Raw genomic sequence first — 26,775 nt, forward strand, 5'->3', positions numbered from 1 at the left:
GGGCCAACCGCGGGACGGGCGCCAACCACAGGGCCGGCCACGGGACGAGGGCCAGCCGCAGGGCCAACCGCGGGACGGGCGCCAACCACAGGGCCAACCGCGGGACGGGCGCCAGCCGCAGGGACGGCACCGGCTGCCGGCGTGGTCGTTGCGCGGCGACGGCGTTGCGGCGGGATCCGGACCGTCCCGAGTGCCGAATGGACCGAAGCGTCCGCCAGTGCGGCAAGTGACCGTCGGTCCTCCGCGCGGCCAGGGGCGATCTCCGGGCAGACGTGGACTTCCAGTACCAGCCCGCGGAGCGCGGCCACGCGGCGCAGCGACGCGATCAGCGACTCCGGCCCGACGAACGACGGGCGGCTGGTCTCGCGGCCGTCCGCCAGGCGGTAGCGCAACGCGATCGGACGGACGGGCACGCCGCCGTCGATGGCGGCCTGGAAGGTGGCCGTCGTGAAGCGGCCGGAGGCCAGGCCGCACCACGTGGTGCCTTCCGGGGTGACGTTGACGAGTGAGCCGGAGCGCAGCGCGTCCGCGAGTTCCGTCATCGTGCCCGGCAGCGCCCGCAGGCGAGTCCGGTCCAGGAAGATGCTGCCGCCGCGGCGGACCAGCGTGCCGAGGACCGGCCAGCCGCCGATCTCGACCTTCGCGAGGGCACGCATCGGGCGCAGCGCGTTGATCGCGACGATGTCCAGCCACGAGATGTGGTTGTTCACCACCAGCGCGCCACGGCCGGCGGGCGCGGCCAGGAAGTCCGCGCCGCCGTGCACCGCAAGCTTCACCCCGAAGGACCGCAGCACGGCGCGGAAGATGGTGCGCACCAACCGTTCCCGGCCCCGTCCGCGCAGCACGAGCAGCAGCGGCGCGGTCAGCAATGCCGCCAGGACAACGGAAATCGCGCAACTGAAGCGCAGCACCCGACGCGAGAGGCCGACCGTCGGGCCGTCCTCGGTGAGGCAGCCGTCGCCACACGGCGAGTTCGGCATCCAGGCGTGGCTCACGACTGGACTCCGAGGAAGAACTTGAGGTACCGCTCGTCCACCTGGTGCAGGTCGAGCAGCACGAAGAAATCCGCGACGCCGAAGTCCGCGTCGAGCGCCGGCGGGCCGCAGACCTTCGCGCCCAGCCGCAGGTAGCCCTTGATCAGCGGCGGCAGCACCGCGCGGTCCGGGCGCTCGACGTTGTCGACCTGCCACGGGTGCAGCGGCGAAACGCGGGTGGCCTCGTCCGAATAGTGCTTGGCGCGCACCAGATCCCAGACGCCGGCGGCGTAGCTGCCGCCGCCGGTCAGCGGGACCGACGCGCAGCCGGCGAGGTAACGGTGGCCCGAAAGCAGCATGTAACGCGCGATGCCGGCCCACACCAGCCCGACGACGGCGCCGCTGCGGTGGTCCGGGTGCACGCACGAGCGGCCGGTTTCGACGAGCGACGGGCGCAGGCCGGTGAGCGCCGTCAAGTCGAATTCGCTGTCGGAGTAAAGGCTTCCGGCCTGCACGGCGCGCTCGGGCGGCAGCATCCGGTAACAGCCGACGATCTCGCCGGTCCGGTCGTCGCGCACCACGAGGTGGTCGCAGAACTCGTCGAAGTGGTCGACGTCCAGACCGGGTTCCGGGGAATTGAGGTGCGCGCCCATCTCCTCGGCGAAGACCTCGTACCGCAACTTCTGCGCGGCGACCACTTCTTGGTTCCCGTGGGCGACGAGGAGGGAGTAGCGCGGCGCGTCTGCCGGAAGCTCGGCACCGGCCTGATCAGTGCTGACGAGGAGCTGTGACGACGTCATGGTCAAGGTGTACCCGTCACCCGGAAACCGCGGAGAGTGCGAATCGATGACCGATCAGTGCACGTTGAGTTAATTGAGGGTTTTCTCCCCCGGCCCGGAAACGCCGAAGGCCGCCAGGGCGGACCCTGGCGGCCTTCGGAGCGGGAAAACGTCAGCCCTTGCGCTTGTCGACGGCCTCGGTCAGCTGCGGCGCGACGTTGAACAGGTCGCCCACGATGCCGAAATCGGCGATCTCGAAGATCGGGGCCTCGGCGTCCTTGTTGACGGCGATGATCGTCTTCGACGTCTGCATGCCGGCGCGGTGCTGGATCGCGCCGGAGATGCCCAGCGCGATGTACAGCTGCGGCGACACCGTCTTGCCGGTCTGGCCCACCTGGAACTGCGCCGGGTAGTAGCCGGAGTCGACCGCCGCGCGCGAGGCGCCCACGGCCGCGCCGAGCGAGTCGGCCAGCTTCTCGACGACGTCGAACTTCTCCGCCGAGCCGACGCCACGGCCACCGGAGACGACGATCGACGCCTCGGTGAGCTCCGGCCGGTCGCCGCCGACGATCGGCTCGACGCCGGTCACCTTGGCGGACTTCGCCGGGTCCTGCGCCGGCAGCTCGACGGTCTCCTCCGCCGCCGCGCCCTCCGCCGCCTCGGCCTCGATGGCGCCCGGGCGCACCGAGATCACCGGGGAACCCTTGGCAGACTTGGACTTCACCGAGAACGCGCCACCGAAGATGGACTGGTCCACGGAGCCGTCGGCGTTCACGCCCACAGCGTCGTACAGCAGGCCGGAGCCGAGCCGGACGGCGACGCGAGCGGCCACCTCCTTGCCCTCGGCGCTGGCCGCGACGAGCACAGCCGCCGGCGAGACCTGCTCGGCGAGCTTCGCCAGCACGTCCACCTTCGGGGTCACCAGGAAGCCGGTGGCCGCGTCGCCTTCAGCGGCGTACACCTTCGCGGCGCCGTGGCCGGCCAGCGCCGCCTTGGCCTTGGCCGCGGTGCCGGTCGGGCCCACCACCACGGCGGAGGGCTCGCCCAGCGCGCGCGCCGCGGTCAGCAGCTCGAGCGTGACCTTCTTGACATCACCGTCGACGTGGTCGACGAGGACGAGTACTTCAGCCATTTCTAGAATCCTCCTCGAAACCGTGTCTCAGATGAGCTTCTGCGCGACCAGGTACTCGGCGACCTTCGTGCCGCCGTCACCCTCGTCCTCGGCCTTCTCGCCCGCGGTGCGCGGCGGCTTCGGGGAGGATTCGACGACGGTGGACCACGCGTTGGCGAGGCCGACCTCGCCCGCGTCGATGCCAAGGTCGGCGATGGTCAGCGTCTGCACCGGCTTCTTCTTCGCGGCCATGATGCCCTTGAAGGACGGGTAGCGCGGCTCGTTGATCTTCTCGCCGACGCTCACCAGCGCGGGCAGGCTCGCCTCGAGGTGGGTGATGCCGTCCTCGGTCTCGCGGTCGGCCTTCACAGTGGTGCCCTCGACGCTCAGCTGGCGCACGTAGGTCAGCTGCGGCAGGCCGAGCAGCTCGGCGACGATCGCCGGCACGGCGGCGCCGCGGCCGTCGGAGGCCTCGTTGCCGGCGATGATCAGGTCGTAGCCCTCGACCTGGCCGATCGCAGCGGCCAGCACCTTGGCGGTGGCGATGGCGTCGGAGCCGTGCAGCGCCTCGTCGGAGACGTGGACGGCCTTGTCGGCGCCCATGGACAGCGCCTTGCGGATCGCGTCGGTGGCGCGGTCGGGGCCGACGGAGATCACTGTGACCTCGCCCTCGCCCGCCTCCTTGATCTTCAGGGCCTCTTCGACGGCCTTCTCGTTGATCTCGTCGAGCACGGCGTCGGCTGATTCACGGTCAAGGGTGTTGTCGGCACCGGAGAGCTTCCGCTCCGAGTAGGTGTCCGGTACCTGCTTGACCAGGACAACGATGTTCGTCATAGGTCTTCTTCGACCTCCCGGTAGGGGCCGGCTTTCGGCCGCGGGACAGTGCTCTACTGGCCGGTAGATTAGGGCCATTCGAGCGGCTGGACCCGCTGAGGTGACGGCATTCACCTGGATGAGCAATCTATTGGGACCATAGTCCCGGTAGTCGGTCGATTAACCCGCACAGCACACCGCTCGCCCGATCGGAGCAACGGCGGGCTACGGGCAGTAGGCCGACAGGCATTAACCTCCCCCACCATGTCCGCGCACATCGCCGTAGTCACCGACTCGACCTCGTGCCTGCCCGATCAACTCGCCGCCCGCTGGGGCATCGGAGTCGTGCAGGTCCAGCTGCACGCCGGGGACGTCACGGACGACGAGCACCGGTTCGATCGCAGTCAGCTCATCGACGCCATGAAGGCCGGCCGGCCGGTCAGCACGTCACCACCCGATCCGGGCGCCTTCTTCTGGACCTACCAGGACGCCGCGTCCAGTGGCGCATCGGCGATCGTGAGCATGCACATCTCCGGCCGCCTCTCCGAGACCGTCCAAGCTGCCCGCGAGGCCGCGCAGCAGGTCCGCATCCCCGTCCACATCATCGACAGCGGCACGGCCAGCATGAGCCTGGGCTTCGCCGCGGTGTCCGCCGCGCGCGTCTCCGGCGCCGGCGGCCAGCTGGAGCGCGTGCTCGAAGCCGCCGAACGACGCGTCCGCGGCTCCACCGAACTGATCTACGTCGACACCCTCGAATACCTGCGTCGCACCGGACGTGTCGGAGCCGCCCAGTCGCTGCTGGGCAACGCGTTCTCGATCAAGCCCCTGCTCACTGTCCGCAACGGCGAGATCAGCCCGCTCGCCCGGGTCCCGGGCGCGAAAAGGGCCATGAACCGGCTCGTCGAACTCGCGGTGAAGGCCGCCGGCGACCGGAAGGTGGACCTCGCGATCACGCGGTTCGGCTCCGACGAGCGCGAGGTCGTCCAGCGTCTCAAGGCGCAGATCCCGGACGTGGCCGACGTGGTCGTCGGCGACGCCAGCACGGTGATCGGGGCACACGTCGGCCCCGGCGCGATGAGCATCACGGTGTCGCCGGTGAACTGACCCGCCGGCCCGGCAGGAGCAGCGTCACGACCGGGAGCACCAGGCTCGCCGAGAGGGTTGCGATGATCAGCACCCGATCGAGCTGCCCGAAGTGCGACAAGTGGCCCAGGTGGTAGACCAGGTGCGGCACGGCGAACAGCAGCGTCGCCACCGAGGCCAGCCGCGCGACGGCTGTGGTGCCGATCACGGCGGCGCCGATCAGCGTCGCCGCAAGCGCGAGGTTGAGCCCGCCGAAGTCGCGGATCAGGTGCTCGTTGAACGGGCCGTCCATCGAGACCCAGCCTGCGCGGAAGCCGGGAAAGTCCTGGTAGAAGCCGATTGGCGTGATCAGTGGCCAGAGCCCCGGCACCCCTTCGAGGACGCCGAGCAGGAGCAGCAGTACGCGAGTGAGGGTTCGTTGCATGGCCGGGGAACGAGACGGCCGCGCGGAACGTGACACGCGCTAGGGTCGCGCAGGTGACCACCCCAGCCACCCGGGCCGAGGCACTCCACCTCACCGGCGAACGGACCGTCCCCGGGATCCCCGAGGAGAACTACTGGTTCCGCCGCCATGAAGCCGCCTATGCCGCGCTGCTCCCCCACTGCGCCGGCGCGACGGTGCTGGAGGCGGGCTGCGGCGAGGGTTACGGGGCGGGTCTGATCGCCACGCGGGCGCGCCGGGTGCTGGCGCTGGACTACGACGTTCCGACGACGGAGCACGTCGCCCGCCGCTACCCGGACGTCACGGTGGCGCGCGCGAACCTGGCGTACCTGCCGCTGCGCGACGGCTCGGTCGACGTGATCGCGAACTTCCAGGTGATCGAGCACCTCTGGGACCAGGCCGGGTTCCTCGCCGAATGCCGCCGTGTGCTGCGGCCGGGCGGAAAGCTGCTGGTCACGACCCCCAACCGGCTCACCTTCACGCCGGACAGCGACACCCCGCTGAACCCGTACCACACGCGGGAGCTGGCACCGTCCGAACTGGACAGTCTGCTGCGGGCCGCGGGTTTCGGCGTCGAGCTGCTCGGGCTGCACCACGGCGCGAGCCTGAGCGCGGTGGAACGGCGTCACGGCGGTTCGATCATCGACGCGCAGCTGGACGTCGTGATGGGCGAGCTGCCCGGCCAGGCCGTCTGGCCCGAGGCGCTGCTCTCGGACGTCGCCGCGATCCGGGCGGAGGACTTCAGCGTCCACGCCGGTGACCTCGACGTCAGTCTCGACCTGGTCGCCGTGGCGGTGCGCGCATGACCTCGACCGAACACGAGGGCACGTTCTGCCTGGTCCTGCACAGCCACCTGCCCTGGCTGCCGCACCACGGCAGCTGGCCGGTCGGTGAGGAATGGCTCTACCAGGCGTGGGCGCACTCGTACCTGCCGATGATCGACCTGCTGCGCCGATTCGCCGATGAGGGGCGAACCGACGTGCTGACCCTCGGCATGACGCCGGTGCTCGCGGCCCAGCTGGACGACCCGTACGCGATCAGCGCCTGCCACGACTGGCTCGGCCACTGGCAACTGCGCGCACAACACGCGTCGACGTTGTGGGGCGGCGATCCGCTGCTGCGCGAGCTGGCCGCCGCGGAGTACCGCACTGCCGTTCGCGCGACCGAAGACCTGGAATCCCACTGGCGGCACGGGTTCTCGCCGATTCTGCGGTCCCTTGTGGACAGTGACACGGTCGAACTGCTGGGTGGCCCGCTGGCGCACCCGTTCCAGCCGCTGCTCGACGAGCGCGTCCGCCGCTTCGCGTTGCGCGGCGGCCTCGACGACACGGCGTTGCGCATCGGGCGCAGGCCGGAGGGCATCTGGGCGCCCGAATGCGGCTACGCGCCCGGAATGGAGCGGGACTACGACGCCGCCGGCGTTCGCCGTTTCCTGGTCGACGGCCCGTCGCTGCGCGGCGACACCTCGGCGGCCCGCCCGGTCGGCGACTCCGACGTCGTCTGCTTCGGCCGCGACCTCGAGGTGACCTACCGCGTCTGGTCGCCGAAGGCGGGCTACCCCGGTCACGCCGCGTACCGCGACTTCCACACGTGGGCGCACGAGGTCGGGCTGAAGGCGTCGCGCGTCACGGGCAAGCAGGTGGAGCCGCAGGACAAGGCGCCGTACGACCCGGCCCTGGCCGCGGACGTGCTCGGGCTGCACGTCAAGGACTTCGTGGACACGGTCGTCACGCGGCTGCGTTCGCTGCGCGCGGAGCACGGCCGGGAGTCGCTGGTCGTCGCGGCGTACGACACGGAGCTGTTCGGGCACTGGTGGCACGAGGGTCCGGCCTGGCTGGAGGGCGTGCTGCGCGCGTTGCCCGAGGCGGGCGTGCGCGTGACGACGTTGAAGGGCGCGCTGGACGCGGGCCACCTGGGCGCGCCGATCGACCTGCCTGCTTCGTCGTGGGGTTCGGGCAAGGACTGGCGAGTCTGGGACGGCGAGCAGGTCGCGGACATGGTGCAGGACAACACCGCGCTGCAGACCCGGCTGCTGGACCTGGCCTCGGGGCTCGACCGGTCCGCTCGCGACACGGTCGCCGACCAAGCCGTCGCGGAGGCGATGCTGGCGCTGTCGAGCGACTGGGCCTTCATGGTCACGAAGGACTCCGCCGCCGACTACGCGCGACGCCGCGCCCACGTGCACACCGAACGCTTCGACACGCTCGCCGGCTTGCTCCGCGCGGGCAACCGGACGCGCGCGGCCTCGCTGGCCGCGGAATACCGGCGCGACGACGGGCCGTTCGGACATCTGGACGCGCGGGCACTGCTGACTCAGCCGCACCAGTGACATCACCGAATGAGTGAAAGGGCACCAAGGCAATGGGTATCAACGAGATTCCGCTGAAGACGCTTTCGGGTGAGGACACCACCCTCGGCGCGCTCGCCGGCAAGGCGCTGCTGGTGGTCAACGTCGCGTCGAAATGCGGCCTGACCCCGCAGTACACCGGGCTGGAGCGGCTGCAGGAGCAGTACGGCGACCGTGGCTTCTCCGTGGTCGGCTTCCCGTGCAACCAGTTCGCGGGCCAGGAGCCGGGCACGGCGGAGGAGATCCAGACGTTCTGCTCCACCACCTACGGCGTCTCCTTCCCGCTGTTCGAGAAGATCGACGTCAACGGCGAAGGCCGCCACCCGCTCTACTCCTCGCTCACGGAAACCCCCGACGCCGAGGGCGCCGCGGGCGACGTGCAGTGGAACTTCGAAAAGTTCCTGATCAACCCGGCCGGCGAGGTCGTGGGCCGGTTCCGGCCCCGGACCGAGCCCGAGGACGAGGCCGTGGTGAAGGCGATCGAGGCCGCGTTGCCCGCCTCCGCCTGAGCCCGGGCTGGGTTCGGCGCCGAGCCTGCCGTCGGGTTTGTCGCCGATTTCTTGCCGCGAAGGGCGGGGACGCTGGTTGGATGCGTTCTCGCCCTTCGCCGTTTCCTGGCGGTGTTCAGGCCCTCGCCGCTCGTCGGCTACGCACCCGTGACCACCCGCTTCTGAGCTGTGTTCGGGTCGTCGCCATGCCTCGGCGACGCGCCATGGCGACCCGATTCGGCGCCGTATCCTGACCCGTCGCCACTCACCGGCAACGCGCCGTCGTCACCCGTTTTCGGCGCCGCATCCAGGCCTGTCGCCACTCACCGACAACGCGCCATCGCGACCCGCTTCGGCGCCGCATCCAGGCCTGTCGCCACTCACCGACAACGCGCCGTCGCGGCCGCTTCGGCGCATCTCGTGGCCGTCGCCGTCTCCGGGCAACGCTTCCCGGTGATCAGTGGCTCGAAGCAGCGCCGACCTCCGGTTCGCCGCTTTCCGGCAACTCCCCCTCGGCCGCCCCGGCCCCGGCCGAGCCACGCCTGATGACCGCCCGGTTGTGGGCCGCCGCGACGGTCGCGTCGAGTTTCATGATCCGGCGGTCGTAGGTCAGCAGCCCGTTGACCTCGTTCTCGACATCCGTCGTCTGCGTGTAAACGGCGCCGGACAGGCCCAGCTCACCGACCAACTGCTCCAGCCGTTCACTGACCTCGGCGTACCGCTCGGTCAACCGCGCCGAGGAGGGCGCCATCTCGTAGGCCTGCGGCGGGCCGGGCCAGCAGTGACCGTCCAGGACCAGGCCGATGCCGCCGTACTCGCCGTCCACCAGGGCGCGATGGTCCCTTTCGCGCGGCTCACCGGGGCCGACGTACGTGTGGTCGTCGTAGACGTCGCCGGCGCCCGCGTCCGGACGGGAGAAGCAACAGTTCACCCCGCTGTTCGCGACCACCAGCCGCGTCGGGTCCAGGCTCTTCACCAGCGATGCGATGCGCGCGGTGTCGAACTCGCCCCAGCCCTCATTGAACGGGACCCACGCGACGATCGACGTCACGCTCCGCAGTTGCGTGATGAGTTCCCGCAGCTCCGCCTCGAACCGCTGCTGTCCCTCCGGCACCGGGTCGGGCGCGGGCCCCGGCGGCCCGTCGAACGACACCATCAGCGACGGCATGTCCTGCCAGACGACCAGACCCAGCACGTCCGCCCAGTAGTACCAGCGCGCCGGCTCGACCTTCACGTGCTTCCGGACGAAGTTGAACCCCAGCTCCTTCGTCTTCTCGAGGTCGAACCGGAGCGCCTCGTCCGTGGGCGCCGTGTAAACGCCGTCCGGCCAATAGCCCTGGTCGAGCGGGCCGTGGAGGAAGGTGACGCGGCCGTTGAGCGTTATCCGCGGCCGTCCGGCTTCGTCCGGCGCGACGCCCACCGTGCGTAGCCCGCCATAGCTCTCGACCTCGTCGAGGACATCACCACGATTGTCCAGAACCCGGAGCGTCAGGTCGTACAGATACGGGTCGTCCGGCGTCCACAAGCGCGGGTCCGGCACCTCCACCCGTAGCCGCTGGCCGGCGACGCCGCGGACCCGCGCGGCCTCGTCGCCATTCGGCGACGACACCACCAGCTCAGCCCGAGCACCGCCGGTGACCTGGGGCAACACCGTGAATCCGGTGAGGTCCGGGGTGATCTCGAGCGCCGAAACCCGGGCGGCGGGCACCGGCTCGGCCCACACCGTCTGCCAGATTCCGGACGCCGGCGTGTAGCAGATCCCGCCAGGTTCGTTGCGCTGCTTGCCGACCGGGAACGGCGCGATGTCGGTGCGGTCCTCAGCGCGGACCGTCAACTCCTGCGGCCCAGACGCGCGCAGGACGTCGGTGATGTCCGCCGAGAACGCCGTGTAACCGCCCTCGTGGGTGACCACCAGCTGGTTGTTCACCCACACCTTCGCGGTCTGGTCGACCGCACCGAAGTGCAGTAGAACGCGTTCGCCCCGCCAGTCGTCCGGGATCTCGAACAGCCGCCGGTACCAAAGGACCTCGTCGCGCCGCGCGATGCCGGAGAGTGCCGATTCCGGAGCGAAGGGGACCAGGATGCGCTCGCCGTAGCCGACGGGCCGCGGCTCATCCGGCGAAAACGGCCACCCGGCGTAGTCCCATAGGCCGTTGAGGTTCAGCCACCGCGGCCTCCTCAGCTGTGGCCGCGGGTGCTCGGGGAGCACCGCGGCGGGGTCGACGAGGCCGGTCCACGGCGTCGTCAGGGGCGGGTCCTTGCGCTGCCACTCGGGCTGACCGGAAGTCATCACCACCGATGGTGGCAGAGATCGACGACGGCGGCAGCCAGGCAGCCCACCGGAACCAACTGGCGAGTAACCTCTGCCCATGCGCGTGCTGATGCTGTCCTGGGAGTACCCGCCCGTGGTCATCGGCGGGCTCGCCCGGCACGTGCACGCGCTGGCTCGGCACCTCTCAGAACAAGGTCATGACGTGGTGGTTCTCTGCCGCCACACGGCCGGCACCGACGCTTCGACACACCCGCGCAGCGACCGCGTGACCGAGGGCGTGCGCGTGATCCGCGTGGCCGAGGACCCGATGCACCTGACGTTCGAGCGCGACCTCGTCGCCTGGACGCTCGCCATGGGCCACGCGATGGTCCGGGCGGCGCAGGACCTGTTGCGGACCTGGCAGCCCGACGTCGTCCACGCGCACGACTGGCTGGTCACGCACCCCGCCATCGCCATCGCGGAGGCGGCGCGGGTGCCGCTGGTCGGCACCGTCCACGCGACCGAGGCCGGCCGGCACTCGGGCTGGCTCTCGCACCCCCTGAACCAGCAGGTGCACTCCGTCGAATGGTGGCTGGCGAACCGCGCGGACGCGGTGATCACCTGCTCGCAGGCGATGCGCAAGGAGGTCTCGCACCTCTTCGAGATCGATGACGCCGACGTCACCGTCATCCACAACGGCATCGAGGAACGCAGCTGGCGCGTGTCCTCGGCCGAGGTCGCGCGGGTGCGCGAGCGGCACAGTCCGGACGGGACGCCGTTCCTGTTGTTCTTCGGCCGGCTCGAATGGGAGAAGGGCGTGCAGGACCTGCTCGCCGCGCTGCCCCGGATCCGTCGTCGTTTTCCGGGCACGCGCTTGGTCGTCGCCGGCAAGGGGCGACATTACGAAGAGCTGGTGGAGCAGGCGCGCCGGCTGCGGATCCGGCGCGCGGTGGACTTCGCCGGGCACTTGCCCGACCGCGAGCTGCGCGCCTTGCTCGCCGCGGCCGACGCTGTGGTGCTGCCGAGCCGGTACGAGCCGTTCGGGATCGTCGCGCTGGAAGCCGCCGCCGCGAAGGCGCCGCTGGTGGCCTCGACCGCGGGCGGCCTCGGCGAGGTGGTCGTCGACGGCGAGACAGGACTGGCGTTCGAGCCCGGCGACGTCACGGGCTTGACCACCGCCGTGACCACAGTCCTCAGCGACGCCACGGCCGCGACCCGACGGGCGCGAGTGGCCCAGTCACGCCTCGCAGCGGACTTCGACTGGGGCCGCATCGCCGAGGCGACGGTGGAGGTCTACCGCCGCGCGCGGCCGGCCGAACCGGTCGAGCTGGGCCGCCCGAAGATCGCCACGGGCAACGCCTTCGAACTGTAGGTGTTGCCGCCGATGGGTGTTGCCGCCAGTCGGCGACGCGTCAGAAGTGGCAGGGCCGGACACAGTCCGGTCGCGCCTGCCCGGCCGCAGCGGACACCTCAGCCGTCGGCGCGACGGCCGACCCCACCGCGACAACAGCGAGCACAGCAGCGACGACGGACCTGAACCTGCTGGTCATGACGGCTCCTCGGGGACGGGACGTGGTTGCCGAGCATCCGTCCGGGGCAGGCGCGAAACAATAAGGGGAACAACAGGTAGGGCTACCTGAACGCGCTCGGTGACGGGCTGGCTTCGGTTGCTCGGCGCCGCCGCGGATTCGTCGCGGCCGGTCCGCCACAATCGATCGCCGCCGTGGTCCGTCACAGCGGATCGCCGCCGGTCCAGCGCAGCCGATCCGTCACAACCGATCACCTCGCGTCCAGCAGAACCGGTCCAGCACAGCCGATTCGCCGCAGGCAGTTCACCGCCGCCGATTCGCCGCTGTGGTCCACCTCAGCCGGTTCGCTACATCCAGTTCGCCGCCGCAGCAGCGGGTTCGCCGGAGCAGGTCCGCAGCAGCGGTCCGGTCTGCTGTGGGTTCGCCGTGGTGGTTCGTCGTAGTGGATTCGCCGCCGCGCGGCAATTTCCTGCCCAGGGCCACGCCACCGCGCACGCCAGGTCCGCAATCCCGCATCGCAGCTCTCGGCTCAGGCCTGGCCGCCAACACCGCGCAGCAGCGTTGCCAATCTCCATCCACACTGGAGCGAACGGGACCATCGCACCCGGCTCCTGCGAAACCGATTCGCCGCCAAGCGGCAACCCCTGGCGGGTCAGGAGATCCGGCCAGTCAGCAAGGTGACCCGGACCGGTTCGACGTAGGGCGCGTGCGGCTCGATCGCCGTGTGCAGGCGAGACTCGAAAGCCTGGCGTTCGCCGCTGGGCGGCAAGCTGTCCTCGCTGAGTGCGGAGTACACGCCGCCGATGATGTCGTCCGAGGTCAGAGTGCTGTGGTAGTCCACGGTCTGGGTGCCGACGACGTAGCCGACCTCGGCGAGCGAAGTCCGGTAACGGTCGTGGCTGGCTTCGTCCGTACCGCACGGGGAGGTGAGCGGCTGGCCCAGCCAGTCGGCGAGCGTCGCGCGTAAAGCGCGGCTCCAGTCGCTGTCCTGCAGCCACAGGGGTAGGCCGTTGGTGACCACCGCGATGCCACCGCCCGGACGGAACAGTGGTCGCAGAGCGGCGAAAAGGGGTGGGTGGTCCATCCAGTGCAGGGCATGGCCGATGGTGACCGCAGCCAGCCGGTTGCCGACGAGACCGCCGAGCGCGGGCACCTCCGTGTCGCCGCCCAGGAGCCACGCGGTGTTCGAGACGCCGGACTCGAGCGCGGCCTGCCGGGCGAGCGTCAGCATGTCCGGCGAGGGGTCCATGCCGATCGCCGTCCCGACCCGTGCGGCCAGCGGGAGGGTCAGCTGCCCGGTGCCGCAGCCGAGGTCGAGGACCACGTCGTCCCCGGCCAGGGCGAACTCGGCGGCGAGCGCGTCCAGCACCGCGGGCGGGTAGCCGCGGCGATAACGGTGATAGAACTCGGTCACTTCCCCGCTGAATCCCAGGCTCATGCGCCCGAGCCTGACTCTCCAGCGCCGGGAAAGCACCCCGTTTCGCCCAGAGCCGAGCACGCGGAAGCGGCTCAGAAAACGGGGAACTCCAGGCCGTGCTCGGATTCCGGGCGGGGGCCGAATATCCGCCGTTCGCTCTCCGCGATCGGGCGGTCGTTGATGCTCGCCTCACGCCGGCGCATCAGGCCCTCGTCGCTGAACTCCCACAGCTCGTTGCCGTAGCTGCGGAACCACTGCCCCGACGCGTCGTGCGACTCGTACTGGAAACGCACGGCGATGCGGTTGCCGCGGAAACCCCACAGCTCCTTGCGCAGCGCGTAGTCCAGCTCGCGTGCCCACTTCGCGCTGAGGAACCCGACGATCTGCGCTCGGCCGACGACGTGCTGGTCGCGGTTTCGCCACACGGAGTCTTCGGTGTACGCAAGCGAGACCTTCTCGGGGTCACGCGTGTTCCAGGCGTCTTCGGCGGCCTGGACCTTCTGTAGGGCGGTGTTTTCGTCGAACGGCGGAAACGGCGGACGCGGTGCCATCGGGGCTCCTCCCGGATCAGCGGAGAACGTGCGTTCCCCTCCTGTCGGGTACTGTAGAGAACGCTTATTCTCCACACCAGAGGAACGTGACGTGGACACGGCGGAAGCCACCGAAAGACTGCTCGCGGCAGCCGAAGACCTCTTCTACGCCCACGGCGTGCAGACCGTGGGCATGGACGCCGTGCGCACGCGGTCCGGCGTCTCGCTCAAGCGGCTATACCAGGTGTTCCCCTCGAAGGACGACCTGGTCACCGCCTATTTGCTCAAGCGCGACGAACGCTGGCGACGCTCCTTGAGCGACTTCGTCCGCGCCCGCGGCGACGACCCGCTGGCCGTCTTCGACTGGTTGTACGACTGGTTCAGCGAGCCGGGTTTCCGGGGCTGCGCGTTCGTCAACTCGTTCGGCGAATTCGGCGAACCGGCCCCCGGCGTCGCGGCGGCCATCCGGAAGCACAAGGACGAGGTGCGGGCGTACCTGCGCGGCCTCGTCCCATCGCCGACGCTCGCCGACCAGCTCTTCTCGCTCATGGAAGGCGCCACGGTCCTCGCCGCGATCACGGGCGATGCCAGCGAGGCGCGCACCGCCCGCGGCGCTGCGGAAACGCTGGTGAACAGCCAGAGCTGAACGGATTCGCCTCGCTCCGGCCAATCGACGAGAGCGGGCCGGGGCGGACAGGCGGATCGCCGTGGGATGACCAGCGGAGGCGACGCTGGTCGTTGCCGGTCGGACGAAGCTCGGCCAGGAAATCAGCCCGCCCGACCCGGACGGGATCGGCGCGGCCTGCGCGAAGGCGCGGTTGGCCACTCAACGGCAAATAGCTCGGCGACCCGGCCGAAGGACAAGGTTAGCCACTGAGCGGCAAATAGCTCGGCGACCTGGGCAAAGGACAGAGTTGGCCACTGAGCGGCAAATGACTCGGCGACCTGGTCGAAGACACGACTGGCCACTCAGCGGCAAACGGCTCGGCGACCGGGCCGAAGGACAGGGTTGGCCGCTCAGCGGCAAACGGCTCGGCGAACCGACCGAACAACAAGGCTCGCCACTCAACGGCAAACGACTCGGCGACCAGCGCCGGACCTGGGTGCCGGCAGAAAAACTCGGGTCCGGCGGCGGGGAGCCTCCGCCACCGGACCCGTCACCACACCATCCCATTCGGTGCGGAAACCCGGCCGCCCCCGGTCAGGTCGGGGGCGGCCGGAGACTGCTCACCGGGCGTCGGTGAGGTAGCGGGCGTACGCGCCCGTCGTGAGGAAGCTCGGCAGCTTCTCGCCCAAGGCGGTCTCGGTGAAGATCGCGTGGGCGTCGGCGAGCCGGCTGGCCGGGCCGAGGTCCGCGCGGACCTTCGCCAGCTCGTCTTCCAGGAACTCGGCGGCCAGCTCCCGGGTGAGCGCGGTGCCGTCCTCGAGCTTCGTGCCGTTGCGGATCCACTGCCACACCTGGCAACGCGCGATCTCGGCCGTCGCGGCGTCCTCCATGAGGTTGTGGATCGCCACGGCGCCGGTGCCGCGCAGCCACGAGTCGACGTAGCGCAGCGCGACGTTGATGTTCGCGCGCACACCCGTCTCGGTCACCTCGCCGCCGGCGCTGGCGACGTCCAGCAGGTCTTCGGCAGCCACGGAAACGTCCTCGCGCAGCTTGCCGAGCTGGTTGGGCCAGCCGCCGAGCACGCCGTCGAACACCTCGCGGCAGACGGGGACCAGGCCGGGGTGCGCGACCCAGGAGCCGTCGAAACCGTCGCCGGCCTCGCGTTCCTTGTCCTGGCGGACCTTCCGCAGCGCGAGCTCGTTGGTGTCAGGGTCCTTACTCGGGATGAACGCCGCCATTCCACCGATCGCGTGAGCGCCGCGACGGTGGCAGGTGCGCACGAGGAGTTCGGTGTAGGCGCGCATGAAGGGGACCGTCATCGTCACCTGCGCGCGGTCCGGCAGCACGAAGTCGGCGCCGTGCGAGGAGAAGTTCTTGATGACGCTGAAGATGTAGTCCCAGCGGCCGGCGTTCAGCCCGGCCACGTGCTCGCGCAGCTCGTAGAGGATCTCGTCCATCTCGAACGCCGCGGTGATCGTCTCGATCAGCACGGTGGCGCGGATCGTGCCGCGCGGGATGCCCAGTTCCTGCTGCGCCAGCAGGAAAACGTCGTTCCACAGCCGCGCCTCGAGGTGGCTCTCGAGCTTCGGCAGGTAGAAGTACGGGCCGCTGCCGCGGGCGAGCAGCTGGCGCGCGTTGTGGAAGAAGTACAGCCCGAAGTCGACGAGGCTCGCCGAAACGGGGCGACCGTCGATGCGAATGTGCTTTTCCACCAGGTGCCAGCCGCGCGGGCGGGCGACGATCGTGGCCGGCTCGTCGCCGATCGCGTAGCGCTTGCCGGCCTCGGTGGTGAAGTCGATGTTGCGGCGGATGGCGTCGAACAGGTTCAGCTGACCGTCGACGACGTTGTGCCACGTGGGCGACGTCGCGTCCTCGAAGTCGGCGAGCCACACCTTCGCGCCGGAGTTGAGCGCGTTCACCGTCATCTTACGGTCGGTCGGGCCGGTGATTTCGACGCGGCGGTCCTCGAGCCCGGGGGCGGGCGGCGCGATCTGCCAGCTCTCGTCGTCGCGGATGCGGCGGGTCTCCGGCAGGAAGTCCAGCTGCTCCTCGCCCGCCTGCAAGCGCTCGCGACGGCGGCGGCGTTCGTCGAGCAGCTCTCGCCGCCGGCCGGCGAAAGTGTTGTCGAGCTTGGCCACGAAGTCCAGCGCGGCCGGGGTCAGGATCTCGGCGAACCGGTCGCCGGCAGGCCCGGTGACCTCGATGCGGTAGTTCAGCTTGTCGGCCATCTCGTACCTCCGCGAGCTGCAAGGGGGGTGGGGCGGGCCGGCGACGGGAGGCCGCCGGCCCGCCGGTGGGGAGCAGGGCTCAGAACTGGGCTTCTTCGGTGGAGCCCTTGAGCGCCGTGGTCGAGCTCTCCGGGTTCAGCGCCGTGGCGACCAGGTCGAACCAGCCGGTGCCGACCTCACGCTGGTGCTTCGTGGCGGTGTAACCGCGCTCCTCGGAGGCGAACTCGCGCTCCTGCAGGTCGACGTAGGCGGTCATGCCGTCGCGGGCGTAGCCGTGGGCCAGGTCGAACATCGAGTAGTTCAGCGCGTGGAAGCCGGCCAGCGTGATGAACTGGAACTTGTAGCCCATGTGGCCGAGCTCGCGCTGGAACTTGGCGATGGTCGCGTCGTCCAGGTGCTTCTTCCAGTTGAACGACGGCGAGCAGTTGTAGGCCAGCATCTGGTCCGGGAACTTCGCCTTGATGGCCTCGGCGTACTTGCGCGCCACCTCGAGGTCCGGCTTCGAGGTCTCCATCCAGAGCAGGTCGGCGTACTGCGCGTAGGCCAGACCGCGCTCGATGCACGGCTCGATGCCGTTGGTGACCTCGTAGAAGCCCTCCGCGGTGCGGCCGCCGGTGAGGAACTGGCGGTCGCGCTCGTCGACGTCGCTGGTCAGCAGCGTCGCGGCCTGCGCGTCGGTGCGGGCGACGATCAGCGACGGCACGTCGAACACGTCCGCGGCGAGGCGGGCGGCGTTCAGCGTGCGCTCGTGCTGCTTGGTCGGGATCAGCACCTTGCCGCCGAGGTGGCCGCACTTCTTCTCGGACGCGAGCTGGTCCTCCCAGTGCACGCCCGCGGCGCCGGCCGCGATCATGCCCTTCATCAGCTCGAACGCGTTGAGCGGACCGCCGAAGCCGGCCTCGGCGTCGGCGACGATCGGCGCGAACCAGTCGATGTCGGTATTGCCCTCGGCCCAGGTGATCTGGTCGGCGCGGCCCAGCGCGTTGTTGATGCGGCGGACGACCGCGGGCACCGAGTTGGCCGGGTAGAGGCTCTGGTCCGGGTAGGTCTGGCCGGACAGGTTGGCGTCGGCCGCGACCTGCCAGCCGGACAGGTAGATGGCCTTCAAGCCGGCGCGCACCTGCTGCACGGCCTGGTTGCCGGTGAGGGCGCCGAGCGAGTGGACGTAGTCCTCGGTGTGCAGGAGGTTCCACAGCTTCTCCGCGCCGCGGCGGGCGAGCGTGTGCTCCTCGACGACGCTGCCGCGCAGCTTCACCACGTCGGCGGCGGAGTAGGTCCGCTGAACGCCCGCCCAGCGGGGGTCGGTCTTCCACTGCTCGGCCAGTCCGGCCGCCGCCTGCTCGAGCTGCTTGGCCTGCTCGGTCATCGGGCTCTCCTGTGTTGCGAAGTTTGCGATTGCTCGCCTTGCCTGGTCACGACCCTCACACGAGCAGGAAACGAAGGGCCATAGCTCCAATTTGCCAATTTGTGTGAAGCTTCCGTAGCATCTTGCAAAGGTTGCGAATCACGGATTCGCAACTGGGCGAAAATCCACGGGCTTGATCGTTCACGTAATCGTTCAGGCCCGGAAACCTTCCGGCCGGACGGAGCACCCATGGACAAAACTTTCGCCGGGGCGCGGCTACGGCATCTGCGCGAGAGCCGCTCGATGAGCCAGGCCGACCTCGCCCGTGTGCTGGAGATCTCACCCAGCTACCTCAACCAGATCGAGCACAACTCACGGCCGCTGACCGTGCCCGTGCTGATGCGGATCACCCAGGCGTTCGGCGTCGACACGGAGTTCTTCGCCAACAACGACACCTCGCGCCTGGTCGCCGACGTCAAGGAGGCCCTGCTCGACGAAGTGCTCGGCGTGGACGTCACCACCGGCGAGCTGAACGACCTCGCCACGAATTTGCCGTCCATCGCCCAGGCGCTGGTCAAGCTGCACCGCAGCTATCGCAACGCCGTGGAGAGCACCGCGGCGCTGACCACGGAAAACGGTCTGGGCCTGCACGGCAGCGCGGCCGCGGCGTTGCCGCACGAAGAGGTGCGCGACTTCTTCTACGAGCGCGAGAACTACGTCGCCGAGCTGGACGAGCGCGCCGAACGCATGGCCGCCGAGATCCCGCTGCGCCGCGGCGCCGTCCTCGGCTCGCTGAAGGAACGCCTCTGGCAGCGCTACGGCGTGGACGTCACCGCCGAGGGCATCGACGAATCCGCAGGTGAACAGCACCGTTACGAGCCGGCGACGCGCGTGCTGCGGCTCGCGCCGAGCCTGCGCGTCGGGCAGCAGGCGTTCCGGATGGCGTCGCAGATCGCCCTGCTCGAGTACGACGACCTGATCACGGAGCTGGCCGACTCGTGGGCATTCTCCGGGCCGGCGGCGCGGACACTCGCCCGCGTCGGCCTGGCGAACTACTTCGCCGGCGCGCTGATCCTGCCCTATGGCCCTTTTCTGGCGACGGCCGAGAAGTTCCGCTACGACATCGAACGCCTTTGCGACCATTACGGCGTCGGCTTCGAGACAGCGTGCCACCGGCTTTCGACGCTGCAACGGCCGAAGCAGCGTGGCGTGCCGTTCTCGTTCGTGCGCGTGGACCGGGCGGGGAACATGTCCAAGCGGCAGTCGGCGGCCGGCTTCCACTTCTCGCGCGTGGGCGGCGCGTGTCCCCTGTGGAACATCTACGAGGCGTTCACCTCGCCTGGCAAGATCCTGACGCAGATCGCCGCGCTGCCCGACGGGAAGCGGTACTTCTGGGTCGCGCGGACCGTCTCCCGCAACATCGGCGGCTACGGCAGCCCGGGCAAGACGTTCACCGTCGGCCTCGGCTGCGAGCTGCGCCACGCCGGGCGGCTCGTCTACTCCACCGGCCTCGACCTGGACGAGCCCGCCGCCGCGACGCCGATCGGCATGGGTTGCAAAGTCTGCGAACGCCCGGCCTGCTCGCAGCGCGCGTTTCCGGCGATCGGCAAACCGCTGACCGTGGACGAGAACACCAGCACGTTCGTCCCGTACCCGGCGGTGCCCAAAGTCTGAGACGCGGCGGTGCCCCGGACGTGGCCACGGGACGAGAAGTACATTCAGCCGGGTGCACGACATCGAAACGGTGAACGCGGAACTGGTCGAGCAGGCCGCCGGGCGGCTGGCGGGCGTGGTCACCCGGACGCCGCTGGAGCCCAACGCCCGGCTGTCGTCGCGGGTCGACGCGCGGGTCTGGCTCAAGCGCGAGGACCAGCAGACCGTCCGCTCGTACAAGATCCGCGGCGCCTACAACTTCATCGTCCAGCTCGACGACGCGACGCGCGCCCGTGGCGTCGTCTGCGCGAGCGCGGGAAACCACGCGCAGGGGCTCGCGTACGCCTGTCGCCGTTTAGGGGCGAACGGCCGCGTGTACGTGCCGGGCACCACCCCGCGGCAGAAGCGCGAGCGCATCGCGACGCTCGGCGGGGCGCACATCGAAGTGATCGTCGTCGGCGAAACGTACGAAGACGCCTTCGCCGCGGCGAACGACGACGCGCAGCGCACCGGCGCGACGCTGGTGCCGGCGTTCGACGACATCCGCACCGTCGCCGGGCAGGGCACGGTGGCGTTGGAAGTCGTCGAACAGCTCGGTTTCGTGCCGGACGTGCTGGTGGTGCCGGTGGGCGGCGGCGGACTGCTGGCCGGCGTCGCGACGTGGGTGCGCGAGCGACACCCGGAGATCCGGATCGTCGGCGTCGAGCCGGCGGGCGCGAGGTGCATGGCGGCCGCGATCGAAGCGGGCGAGCCGGTGCGGATTCCGGAGGTGGACCCGTTCGTCGACGGCGCGGCGGTCCGCCTCGCGGGCTCCGTGACTTACCCCATCGTGCGTGACAGCGGCGCCGAGCTGACGTCGGTGCCCGAAGGCGCGGTCTGCACGGAAATGCTCGCGATGTACCAGTCAGACGGCGTGATCGCGGAGCCCGCGGGCGCCCTCGCGACGGCCGCGCTGGGGACCGCCGTGCAGGTGGAGCCCGGGCAGACGGTGGTCTGCATCGTCTCCGGTGGCAACAACGACGTCAGCCGCTACAGCGAGATCCTCGAACGTTCCCTGGTGCACGAGGGTTTGAAGCACTACTTCCTGGTCGGCTTCCCGCAGGAGCCGGGCGCGCTTCGCCGTTTCCTGGACGAAATCCTCGGCCCGGAGGACGACATCACGCGCTTCGAGTACGTCAAGCGCAACAGCCGCGAGACGGGCCCCGCCCTGATCGGCATCGAGATCGCCCGGCCGGCGGACCTGCCCGGTCTGCTGGCGCGCCTGGACTCCAGCCCATTGCAGGTGGAACGGGTCGAGTCGGGGAGTCCGCTGTTTCACTACCTGCTCTGACGCCGGGCCTCGTCATCGACGCGAACGGTCGGCGTGTCGCGCACGAAAGTCCCTCTCGCGACGCGTGAAACCCTTGTGTGTCACCAGGTCCAGCACCGCCGTCGGGGTCAGGCCAGTTCGGCGCTGCCCTCGCGGTAGATCTTCGCCGAGGTGATGCGGCCGTCGCGGAGTCGGTAGAAGCCCGCGATGGCGAACGTGCGCTCCTCGCCGTCGTGGGTGAGCGTTTCTGTCAGCTGGGCGGCGATGCGGTCGCCGTCGGTGAGGACGTCGCCGATCGTCAGAGTCGGGAGGAGCTGGGTCATGGCGTCGGAGAAGAGGTCGGCCAGCTCCTCGATCCCGCGGACGGTCGTGGTGCCCGTGACCCAGACGGCGTCCTCGGTGAAGCCGGCAAGGAGCGCGTCCAGGTCACGGGCGTTGAAGGCGTCGACGTGCCGCCGCAGTGCTTCGCTCATCTCGCGAACGTAGCGACGGCGTCGAGCCGATTTCCGTCACGTCCGCGGGGCCGGGATTGGTGCGCCGGGGCACGACTGCGTGGTGGTGCGGCCGGTGTCGAAGAACGTCACGGCGGCGTCGGCGCAGGGCAGTGACGAAAGCGAACCGTGCACGTCGTCCTCGATCGTCATGAGGGTGCCGCCGATTCGCCGCTGCATGGCGACGGCCCAGCCGATCGGCGTCACCGGCTCGTAGGTGTGGCCGACGAGTTGCAACGGGCTGGTGCCGGGACCCAGCTGCCACGGTCGCGCCGGCTCCGGCCAGCCCACGCACAGTTGTTCGTAGAGCCCGAATCCGCCGGCGACCGGATCCCGCCGCATGCGGTCGAGGCGGTGCTGCCAGACGGTGTCGAAATCGCGCGGGCTCGGGGACTCGTTGCAGAGCAGGGCCGTCTGCTGGAAATGGTCGAAGCCGGTCGGCGTGGTGTCCCAGCCGAGCCCGCCTGTTTTGGCCGCGGACGACGGCGGCGCCGGGGTGCCGCCGTCGCGGATGGTCACGAGCTGCGCGGCGAGATCCGCCCACTGGCGACGAGGGTCGGCATACATGGCGTTGACGGTGTCGCCGTTGATCGGCGAACCGTCCGCGGCCGTGCGCGGGTGCGTGGTGAGCTCCGCGCGCAGGTCGAGCAGGGCCTTCGCCACCGTGGCCTCGTCGGGGCCGAAGTGGTAGACGACGTCGTAACGGGCGATCCAGGCGGAGAACTCGTGGAAGGTGTTCTCGCCCGCGGTCGCCTGGCCGTCGTCCATGGCGGTGACGTCGAGGTCCGGCGGCATGACGGAGTCGAGCAGCATCTTGTCGACGTGCCCGTCGAAGAGGGTCCGGTACTGCGCGCCCAGCGCGGTGCCCCAGGAAATGCCGTAGTAGCCGATCTTCTGCTCGCCCAGCGCCTCACGGATCCGGTCCATGTCACGGGCGACGTCCGGTGTGGTGAACGAATGGACGAGCGCCGGGTCCTGCGCGATGCACCGCGCGTTGGCTTTGGCGTCCCGCTCGGCGATGAACCGGGCCTGGTCCTTTTCGGACAACGACGGGTCGGGCTGGGTCTCGTTGCCGGGACAAGGGAGGCTCGCGCTGTAGTCGACGCCGCGCGGGTCGAAGCCGATGAGGTCGTGGTGGACGAGCAACCCGGCGGCCTTGCTTCCGGCGATGTCGCGCGGCATGGCCATCCCGGACTGGCCGGGCCCGCCAGGGTTGAACAGGATCGCGCCGGTGCGCTCGCCGGTCGCGCGGATCCGGCTGACGGCGATGTCGATCGTCCGGCCGCCGGGATCGGCGTAGTCGAGCGGGACGGGGACCATCGCGCACTCGGTCCGCTGGTCAGCCGCGTCCCAATCCTTCGCGACGGAGGCGCAGGGCTTCCAGTCCGGCCCATCGGCCATGGCCACCGCCGGCACGAGGGGGACCATCGCCGCGGCCGCGACGAACGGAGCGAGATATCGGAACTTCGGCATGCGCCCCAGCTTCGCGCTCAACGGCGGGTGGCGAGATCGGCCAATCAGCCGATGATCACCGCCGAAGAGCCGGACCCCACTGGTACGCGGCGAACCTTCTTCGGGCGCCCTGGCAGACCGGATTCTGCTTCATTGGCCGGGAATCCGGAGACCGACGGTGGGCGGGCAGCGGTGGCTCGAAGCTCACCGACCCGAAGCGAAACTCAACGCTTTGGATCCGAAACCCAATGCCCGGCAACCGAGCGCCAACGTCCGACGCCCGCCATCCAGCGTTTGCCATCCGGCATCCGGCCCCAGCGCCCAACGCCCGACACCGACACTCTCTGACGCTCGCGAGCCGAGCCGAGCCGAGCGACGGGCACCCGGCTCCCCGATCTCCGGCCCCGGCACCGCTCCGTGCCCTGGCCTGGCCTGGCCTGGCCTCAACCCCGGCTCCCAGGTCCAGCTCTGGCTCGCGACCTGAGCATCAGCTCCCAGCTCCAGGCCGGGTTCCCGACCCCGGCGCCCAACCTCCAGGCCCGGTTCTCCGCCTCGGCGCCTCACCCAGGCCTGGTTCCCGGCCCCGACGCCCCACCCCAAGTCTGCTTCCCGACCCCGACGCCCCACCAAGTCTGCTTCCCGACCCCGGCGCCCCACCAAGTCTGCTTCCCGACTTCGACGCCAACTCCCGGCACCGGCTCCCGGCTCTTTGGCCCCCCGCCTCGGCACAAGCACCGGCGCCCAGTCCCAACGTGCCTCCCGGCCTCGGCTCCCAGTCCCAGCACCAGCCCTGGCTCCCAGCCTCGGCTCCGCCCCCGTGCCTGGGCCGGGCGAACTCAAGCGACAGGAACCTGACCCGCCACCGGTTTCAGCGCCCCAGCCCGACAAACATCGTCCGGTGGAGCTCGCCGACGTGGGCGCGTGTCACGAGTGCGGCGGTCTCCGGCTCCTGATCGGCGAGGGACTGGACCAGCAACTCGTGTTCGCGGTTGGACGTCCGCAGCGCGGACATCGGGTAGGGCAGGTAGAAGCGGTACAGCTCGCGCAGCACCTGCTTGTACTGCTTCACCGCCGGAGCCGGCGCTCCAGCGGCGGCCACGGCCAGGTGGAACTCGGCGTCCAGGTCGTGGAACTCGGCCCAGCCCGTCGCGGCGTCCATGCGGTGGACGAGGTCGCGGAGCCGGTCGATCGACTCGTCCGGGCGGCGCAGGGCGACCAGCTGGACCAGACCCGACTCCAGCACCATGCGGTGGTCGATCAGCTCCCGTACCTCGGCCGTCGACTCCTCGTACGCCTTGATCTCGCCGACTCGGCCCGCGGGCGCGTCAACGGCGACGAGGGTGCCGCCGTTGCGGCCGCGACGGCGTTCGAGCAGGCCGTCTTCGCACAGCGACACCAGAGCCCGCCGCACGGTGATGTCACCGACGCCCAGTGCCCGCGCGATTTCGCCGTTCGGCGGCAACCGCTCCCCCGGCATGAGCAGGCCGAGTTCGATAGCCAGCGCGATGCGGGCCCGGACGGTGTCGAGCGCGGACAGGCGCCGGATGCCCGTCAACGCGGGCGCGCGCAGGTCGGCAGCCATGGCTCGACGATAGCCCAAAAAACTGCTCAAAATGAACACTCTTGTTTGCGGGTGCGAGATGGACTACTTTTCGCCCATGTCCCGCCCGCTGCCGATCGCGCTGGCCCAGCTGCCGCCGCGCCCGTACACCGACACCGTGCAGGCGTACGCGAGCGAAGTTCGCGCTCTGCTGGCCGACCATCCCGCAACCCGCCTGGTCGCGTTCCCGGAGCTGCACCTCTGCGGCGTCGAGGGCACGGCCGAAGAACGCACAGAGCAGCTGAACGCCGCCGCGCAGCCGTTGGACGGACCACGCACCCGCGAGCTGGCGCAGCTGGCCGGCGACCTCGGCGTCTGGCTCGCCCCCGGCAGCGTCTGCGAACGCGGCGATAACGGCGAACTGTTCAACACCGCCCTCGTCTTCTCCCCCGGCGGCGAGCTGGCCGGCAGCTACCGCAAGATCTTCCCGTGGCGGCCGTACGAGCCGTACGACCCGGGTGACCGCTTCGTGGTCGCCGACCTCGCCGGCGTCGGGCGGCTGGGCTTCTCCATTTGCTACGACGCCTGGTTCCCCGAGGTCGCCCGCCATCTCGCGTGGCTCGGCGCGGAGCTCGTGCTCAACCCCGTGCAGACCACGACGCGCGACCGCGCGCAGGAACTCGTGCTCGCGCGGGCGAACGCGATCACCAACCAGGTCTTCGTCGCGAGCGTGAATACCGCCGGCCCCGTGGGGGTAGGAGACAGCATCCTGGTCGACCCCGAGGGCACCGTGCTCGACGAGCTGCCGGGCGACGAGTCCGGCGTGCTCGCGCGCACGATCGACCTGGCCGAAGTCGCCCGCGTCCGGCGAGAGGGCACGGCGGGCGTCAACCGGATGTGGGACCAGTTCACGGCGGCCGACGCGCCGCTGGAACTGCCGCTCTACCAAGGCCGGATCGAGCCGGACCGGTGGCGTCCGCGACAAGAAGGAGCCCGATGAGCACGGCGAGCACGGCCCCCAGGGCCACTTTGGAACGACGGCTGGGCCTGCCCGGCGTTGTCCTCTTCGGACTCGCGTACATGGCGCCGCTGATCGTGCTCGGCACGTTCGGCGTCGTCGCGACGACAACCGGGGGCACCGTCCCCTCGGCTTACGTCCTGGCGCTGGTCGCGATGCTCTTCACCGCCGCGAGCTACGGCAAGATGGCCGCCACCCATCCGGTCGCCGGGTCCGCTTACACGTACGTGCGCAAGGCCGTCGACTCCCGGCTCGGCTTCCTCGTGGGCTGGGCCGTGCTGCTCGACTACTTCTTCCTGCCGATGGTGATCTGGCTGATCGGCGGCGCCTACCTGTCCGCGCAGTTCCCGGCCGTGCCGAGCTGGCTGTGGCTGATCGCGTTCATCCTGCTGACCACCGTGCTGAACGTGCTCGGCATCAAGATCGCCGAGAAGGCCAACTTCGTCCTGATGGCCTTCCAGATCCTGGTGATCGCGTTCTTCGTGGTGCTTTCGATTTCGCAGGTGGTCTCCGACGGGCATTCGCTCGCCAGCGGCGACCCGTTTTTCCACTCGGGCAGCACGTTCGCGACGATCTCGGGCGGCGCCGCACTGGCGACGTACTCGTTCCTCGGCTTCGACGCCGTCACGACGCTCACCGAGGAAACCATCGAGCCGCGGCGCACCATCCCGCGCGCGATCCTGCTGACCGCGCTGATCGGCGGCGGCATCTTCGTCGTGCTCGCCTACTTCACCCAGCTGGTGCACCCGGGCAGCGTCTTCAACGACGAGTCGTCCGCGGCGTTCGAGATCGCGACGCACATCGGCGGCAACCTCTTCGCCAGCTTCTTCCTGGCCGGCCTCGTCGTCGCGCAGTTCGCGTCCGGCATCGCCGCGCAGGCCAGCGCGTCACGGCTGATGTTCGCGATGGGCCGGGACGGCGTGCTGCCCCGGATCTTCGGCCGGCTCCAGCCGAAGCTGCACACGCCGACGTTCGCCATCGGGCTGACCGGGCTGGTGGGGCTGATCGCGCTGGCCCTGGACGTGACCACCTCGACGTCGTTCATCAACTTCGGCGCGTTCACGGCCTTCACGATGGTCAACGTCAGCGTGATCGCCACGTGGATCCGCGAGCGGAACACGAACCGGCGCAACGTGCTGACCTGGCTGGTCGCCCCCGCGATCGGCGCCGTCGTCGACCTGTGGCTACTGATCAACCTCGACGGCATCGCGCTGGTGTTCGGCCTGGTGTGGCTGGGGATCGGGATCGTCTACCTGACGTTCCTGACCCACGGCTTCCGCCGGCCGCCGCCGGAGATCACGTTCGAGGACTGAGGTCTCCCCGTGCCGCCGACGCCCATCCCCCGTCGGCGGCACGGGTCGCCTGACC

At 70.1% G+C, this 26,775-nt stretch carries 23 protein-coding genes; 10 read left to right on the plus strand and 13 right to left on the minus strand.

Translation table 11 applies throughout. The features are described 5' to 3' along the window. The 4 genes from BMY97_RS27850 to BMY97_RS27865 form a co-directional block, all read right to left on the minus strand. A partial coding sequence (locus BMY97_RS27850) for a lysophospholipid acyltransferase family protein (protein ID WP_143086313.1) occupies positions 1-995 on the minus strand: 995 nt, incomplete at its 3' end. After that, positions 992-1,774: a GNAT family N-acetyltransferase gene (locus BMY97_RS27855; RefSeq protein ID WP_091621979.1), complete on the minus strand. Its 783-nt coding sequence runs from the start codon at positions 1,772-1,774 to the stop codon at positions 992-994. The genes BMY97_RS27850 and BMY97_RS27855, both read right to left, overlap by 4 nt. A 151-nt stretch (positions 1,775-1,925) precedes the next feature. Beyond that, positions 1,926-2,885: an electron transfer flavoprotein subunit alpha/FixB family protein gene (locus BMY97_RS27860; RefSeq protein WP_091621981.1), complete on the minus strand. Its 960-nt coding sequence runs from the start codon at positions 2,883-2,885 to the stop codon at positions 1,926-1,928. A gap of 27 nt (positions 2,886-2,912) precedes the next feature. Then, the gene (locus BMY97_RS27865) at positions 2,913-3,698 is read right to left on the minus strand and encodes an electron transfer flavoprotein subunit beta/FixA family protein (RefSeq protein ID WP_091621984.1); all 786 of its coding nucleotides are present in this window, start codon (positions 3,696-3,698) and stop codon (positions 2,913-2,915) included. A gap of 243 nt (positions 3,699-3,941) precedes the next feature. Here BMY97_RS27865 and BMY97_RS27870 point away from each other — a divergent pair, with 243 nt between their 5' ends. Beyond that, positions 3,942-4,781: a DegV family protein gene (locus BMY97_RS27870; protein ID WP_091621987.1), complete on the plus strand. Its 840-nt coding sequence runs from the start codon at positions 3,942-3,944 to the stop codon at positions 4,779-4,781. Here BMY97_RS27870 and BMY97_RS27875 read toward each other — a convergent pair. After that, positions 4,759-5,184 carry a hypothetical protein gene (locus BMY97_RS27875; protein ID WP_091621990.1) on the minus strand — a complete coding sequence of 142 codons (426 nt, stop codon included), beginning with the start codon at positions 5,182-5,184 and terminating at the stop codon, positions 4,759-4,761. The genes BMY97_RS27870 and BMY97_RS27875 overlap by 23 nt on opposite strands. A gap of 53 nt (positions 5,185-5,237) precedes the next feature. Here BMY97_RS27875 and BMY97_RS27880 point away from each other — a divergent pair, with 53 nt between their 5' ends. Genes BMY97_RS27880 through BMY97_RS27890 form a run of 3 tightly spaced genes read left to right on the plus strand, consistent with a single transcriptional unit; the run spans position 5,238 to position 8,058 of the window. Continuing rightward, positions 5,238-6,008 (plus strand): class I SAM-dependent methyltransferase, encoded by a 771-nt coding sequence (locus BMY97_RS27880; RefSeq protein WP_091621994.1) that lies wholly within the window; start codon positions 5,238-5,240, stop codon positions 6,006-6,008. Then, positions 6,005-7,531 carry a 1,4-alpha-glucan branching protein domain-containing protein gene (locus tag BMY97_RS27885; RefSeq protein ID WP_091621997.1) on the plus strand — a complete coding sequence of 509 codons (1,527 nt, stop codon included), beginning with the start codon at positions 6,005-6,007 and terminating at the stop codon, positions 7,529-7,531. The genes BMY97_RS27880 and BMY97_RS27885 overlap by 4 nt, the downstream gene beginning before the upstream one ends. 32 nt (positions 7,532-7,563) lie before the next feature. Continuing rightward, positions 7,564-8,058: a glutathione peroxidase gene (locus tag BMY97_RS27890; protein WP_091622000.1), complete on the plus strand. Its 495-nt coding sequence runs from the start codon at positions 7,564-7,566 to the stop codon at positions 8,056-8,058. 436 nt (positions 8,059-8,494) lie between these two features. On the opposite strand, the gene BMY97_RS27895 is transcribed toward BMY97_RS27890, so the two are convergent. Next, positions 8,495-10,327, minus strand: a complete 1,833-nt coding sequence (locus tag BMY97_RS27895) for a glycoside hydrolase family 2 protein (RefSeq protein ID WP_091622513.1) — start codon at positions 10,325-10,327, stop codon at positions 8,495-8,497. Between the two features lie 79 nt (positions 10,328-10,406). Here BMY97_RS27895 and BMY97_RS27900 point away from each other — a divergent pair, with 79 nt between their 5' ends. Beyond that, the gene (locus BMY97_RS27900; protein ID WP_091622002.1) at positions 10,407-11,660 is read left to right on the plus strand and encodes a glycosyltransferase family 4 protein; all 1,254 of its coding nucleotides are present in this window, start codon (positions 10,407-10,409) and stop codon (positions 11,658-11,660) included. An 809-nt stretch (positions 11,661-12,469) separates the two neighbouring features. On the opposite strand, the gene BMY97_RS27905 is transcribed toward BMY97_RS27900, so the two are convergent. Then, positions 12,470-13,255, minus strand: coding sequence for a class I SAM-dependent methyltransferase (locus tag BMY97_RS27905; protein WP_091622005.1), 786 nt, complete (start codon positions 13,253-13,255; stop codon positions 12,470-12,472). Positions 13,256-13,326: 71 nt separating this feature from the next. After that, on the minus strand, positions 13,327-13,785 hold the full coding sequence (locus BMY97_RS27910; protein WP_091622008.1) for a nuclear transport factor 2 family protein: 459 nt from the start codon (positions 13,783-13,785) through the stop codon (positions 13,327-13,329). A gap of 91 nt (positions 13,786-13,876) precedes the next feature. Between BMY97_RS27910 and BMY97_RS27915 the strand changes: the two genes are divergently transcribed. Continuing rightward, complete coding sequence (locus BMY97_RS27915) at positions 13,877-14,410, plus strand: TetR/AcrR family transcriptional regulator (protein ID WP_091622011.1); 534 nt, start codon at positions 13,877-13,879, stop codon at positions 14,408-14,410. 581 nt (positions 14,411-14,991) lie between these two features. Here the strand turns inward: BMY97_RS27915 and aceB are convergent. Both aceB and aceA read right to left on the minus strand, forming a co-directional pair. Beyond that, a complete protein-coding gene (aceB, locus tag BMY97_RS27920) occupies positions 14,992-16,599 on the minus strand; it encodes a malate synthase A (RefSeq protein ID WP_091622013.1) in 1,608 nt (535 codons plus the stop codon). 79 nt (positions 16,600-16,678) lie between these two features. Further along, on the minus strand, positions 16,679-17,965 hold the full coding sequence (gene aceA / locus BMY97_RS27925) for an isocitrate lyase (RefSeq protein ID WP_091622016.1): 1,287 nt from the start codon (positions 17,963-17,965) through the stop codon (positions 16,679-16,681). 228 nt (positions 17,966-18,193) lie between these two features. Between aceA and BMY97_RS27930 the strand changes: the two genes are divergently transcribed. Together BMY97_RS27930 and ilvA are read left to right on the plus strand one after the other, a co-directional pair. Next, positions 18,194-19,618 carry a short-chain fatty acyl-CoA regulator family protein gene (locus tag BMY97_RS27930; RefSeq protein WP_091622019.1) on the plus strand — a complete coding sequence of 475 codons (1,425 nt, stop codon included), beginning with the start codon at positions 18,194-18,196 and terminating at the stop codon, positions 19,616-19,618. A 52-nt stretch (positions 19,619-19,670) separates the two neighbouring features. Next, positions 19,671-20,927, plus strand: coding sequence for a threonine ammonia-lyase IlvA (ilvA, locus tag BMY97_RS27935; protein WP_091622023.1), 1,257 nt, complete (start codon positions 19,671-19,673; stop codon positions 20,925-20,927). A gap of 107 nt (positions 20,928-21,034) precedes the next feature. On the opposite strand, the gene BMY97_RS27940 is transcribed toward ilvA, so the two are convergent. From BMY97_RS27940 to BMY97_RS27950, 3 genes are all read right to left on the minus strand, one after another. Next, positions 21,035-21,379 (minus strand): nuclear transport factor 2 family protein, encoded by a 345-nt coding sequence (locus BMY97_RS27940; RefSeq protein WP_091622025.1) that lies wholly within the window; start codon positions 21,377-21,379, stop codon positions 21,035-21,037. Between the two features lie 36 nt (positions 21,380-21,415). After that, on the minus strand, positions 21,416-22,870 hold the full coding sequence (locus tag BMY97_RS27945; RefSeq protein WP_091622028.1) for an alpha/beta fold hydrolase: 1,455 nt from the start codon (positions 22,868-22,870) through the stop codon (positions 21,416-21,418). An 847-nt stretch (positions 22,871-23,717) separates the two neighbouring features. Continuing rightward, on the minus strand, positions 23,718-24,431 hold the full coding sequence (locus BMY97_RS27950) for a FadR/GntR family transcriptional regulator (RefSeq protein WP_091622030.1): 714 nt from the start codon (positions 24,429-24,431) through the stop codon (positions 23,718-23,720). A gap of 76 nt (positions 24,432-24,507) precedes the next feature. Here BMY97_RS27950 and BMY97_RS27955 point away from each other — a divergent pair, with 76 nt between their 5' ends. Together BMY97_RS27955 and BMY97_RS27960 are read left to right on the plus strand one after the other, a co-directional pair. After that, positions 24,508-25,389: a carbon-nitrogen hydrolase family protein gene (locus BMY97_RS27955; protein WP_091622516.1), complete on the plus strand. Its 882-nt coding sequence runs from the start codon at positions 24,508-24,510 to the stop codon at positions 25,387-25,389. Then, positions 25,386-26,720, plus strand: coding sequence for an APC family permease (locus BMY97_RS27960; RefSeq protein WP_091622033.1), 1,335 nt, complete (start codon positions 25,386-25,388; stop codon positions 26,718-26,720). Before BMY97_RS27955 ends, BMY97_RS27960 begins: the two co-directional genes overlap by 4 nt. Positions 26,721-26,775 lie beyond the last annotated feature (55 nt).

It is taken from the genome of Amycolatopsis saalfeldensis, from assembly GCF_900110575.1.
In the GTDB taxonomy this organism is placed as follows: Bacteria; Actinomycetota; Actinomycetes; order Mycobacteriales; family Pseudonocardiaceae; genus Amycolatopsis; species Amycolatopsis saalfeldensis.

What these genes read in the sequence shown, in the direction of transcription:
- BMY97_RS27960 (WP_091622033.1), top strand. Translation starts at nt 25,386, where the DNA reads ATGAGCACGGCGAGCACGGCCCCCAGGGCCACTTTGGAACGACGGCTG.
- BMY97_RS27860 (WP_091621981.1), bottom strand. Translation starts at nt 2,885, where the DNA reads ATGGCTGAAGTACTCGTCCTCGTCGACCACGTCGACGGTGATGTCAAG.
- BMY97_RS27950 (WP_091622030.1), bottom strand. Translation starts at nt 24,431, where the DNA reads ATGGCTGCCGACCTGCGCGCGCCCGCGTTGACGGGCATCCGGCGCCTG.
- aceA (WP_091622016.1), bottom strand. Translation starts at nt 17,965, where the DNA reads ATGACCGAGCAGGCCAAGCAGCTCGAGCAGGCGGCGGCCGGACTGGCC.
- BMY97_RS27905 (WP_091622005.1), bottom strand. Translation starts at nt 13,255, where the DNA reads ATGAGCCTGGGATTCAGCGGGGAAGTGACCGAGTTCTATCACCGTTAT.
- BMY97_RS27885 (WP_091621997.1), top strand. Translation starts at nt 6,005, where the DNA reads ATGACCTCGACCGAACACGAGGGCACGTTCTGCCTGGTCCTGCACAGC.
- BMY97_RS27890 (WP_091622000.1), top strand. Translation starts at nt 7,564, where the DNA reads ATGGGTATCAACGAGATTCCGCTGAAGACGCTTTCGGGTGAGGACACC.
- BMY97_RS27870 (WP_091621987.1), top strand. Translation starts at nt 3,942, where the DNA reads ATGTCCGCGCACATCGCCGTAGTCACCGACTCGACCTCGTGCCTGCCC.
- BMY97_RS27900 (WP_091622002.1), top strand. Translation starts at nt 10,407, where the DNA reads ATGCGCGTGCTGATGCTGTCCTGGGAGTACCCGCCCGTGGTCATCGGC.
- BMY97_RS27865 (WP_091621984.1), bottom strand. Translation starts at nt 3,698, where the DNA reads ATGACGAACATCGTTGTCCTGGTCAAGCAGGTACCGGACACCTACTCG.
- BMY97_RS27855 (WP_091621979.1), bottom strand. Translation starts at nt 1,774, where the DNA reads ATGACGTCGTCACAGCTCCTCGTCAGCACTGATCAGGCCGGTGCCGAG.
- BMY97_RS27930 (WP_091622019.1), top strand. Translation starts at nt 18,194, where the DNA reads ATGGACAAAACTTTCGCCGGGGCGCGGCTACGGCATCTGCGCGAGAGC.
- BMY97_RS27955 (WP_091622516.1), top strand. Translation starts at nt 24,508, where the DNA reads ATGTCCCGCCCGCTGCCGATCGCGCTGGCCCAGCTGCCGCCGCGCCCG.
- BMY97_RS27875 (WP_091621990.1), bottom strand. Translation starts at nt 5,184, where the DNA reads ATGCAACGAACCCTCACTCGCGTACTGCTGCTCCTGCTCGGCGTCCTC.
- BMY97_RS27940 (WP_091622025.1), bottom strand. Translation starts at nt 21,379, where the DNA reads ATGAGCGAAGCACTGCGGCGGCACGTCGACGCCTTCAACGCCCGTGAC.
- BMY97_RS27895 (WP_091622513.1), bottom strand. Translation starts at nt 10,327, where the DNA reads ATGACTTCCGGTCAGCCCGAGTGGCAGCGCAAGGACCCGCCCCTGACG.
- aceB (WP_091622013.1), bottom strand. Translation starts at nt 16,599, where the DNA reads ATGGCCGACAAGCTGAACTACCGCATCGAGGTCACCGGGCCTGCCGGC.
- BMY97_RS27945 (WP_091622028.1), bottom strand. Translation starts at nt 22,870, where the DNA reads ATGCCGAAGTTCCGATATCTCGCTCCGTTCGTCGCGGCCGCGGCGATG.
- BMY97_RS27910 (WP_091622008.1), bottom strand. Translation starts at nt 13,785, where the DNA reads ATGGCACCGCGTCCGCCGTTTCCGCCGTTCGACGAAAACACCGCCCTA.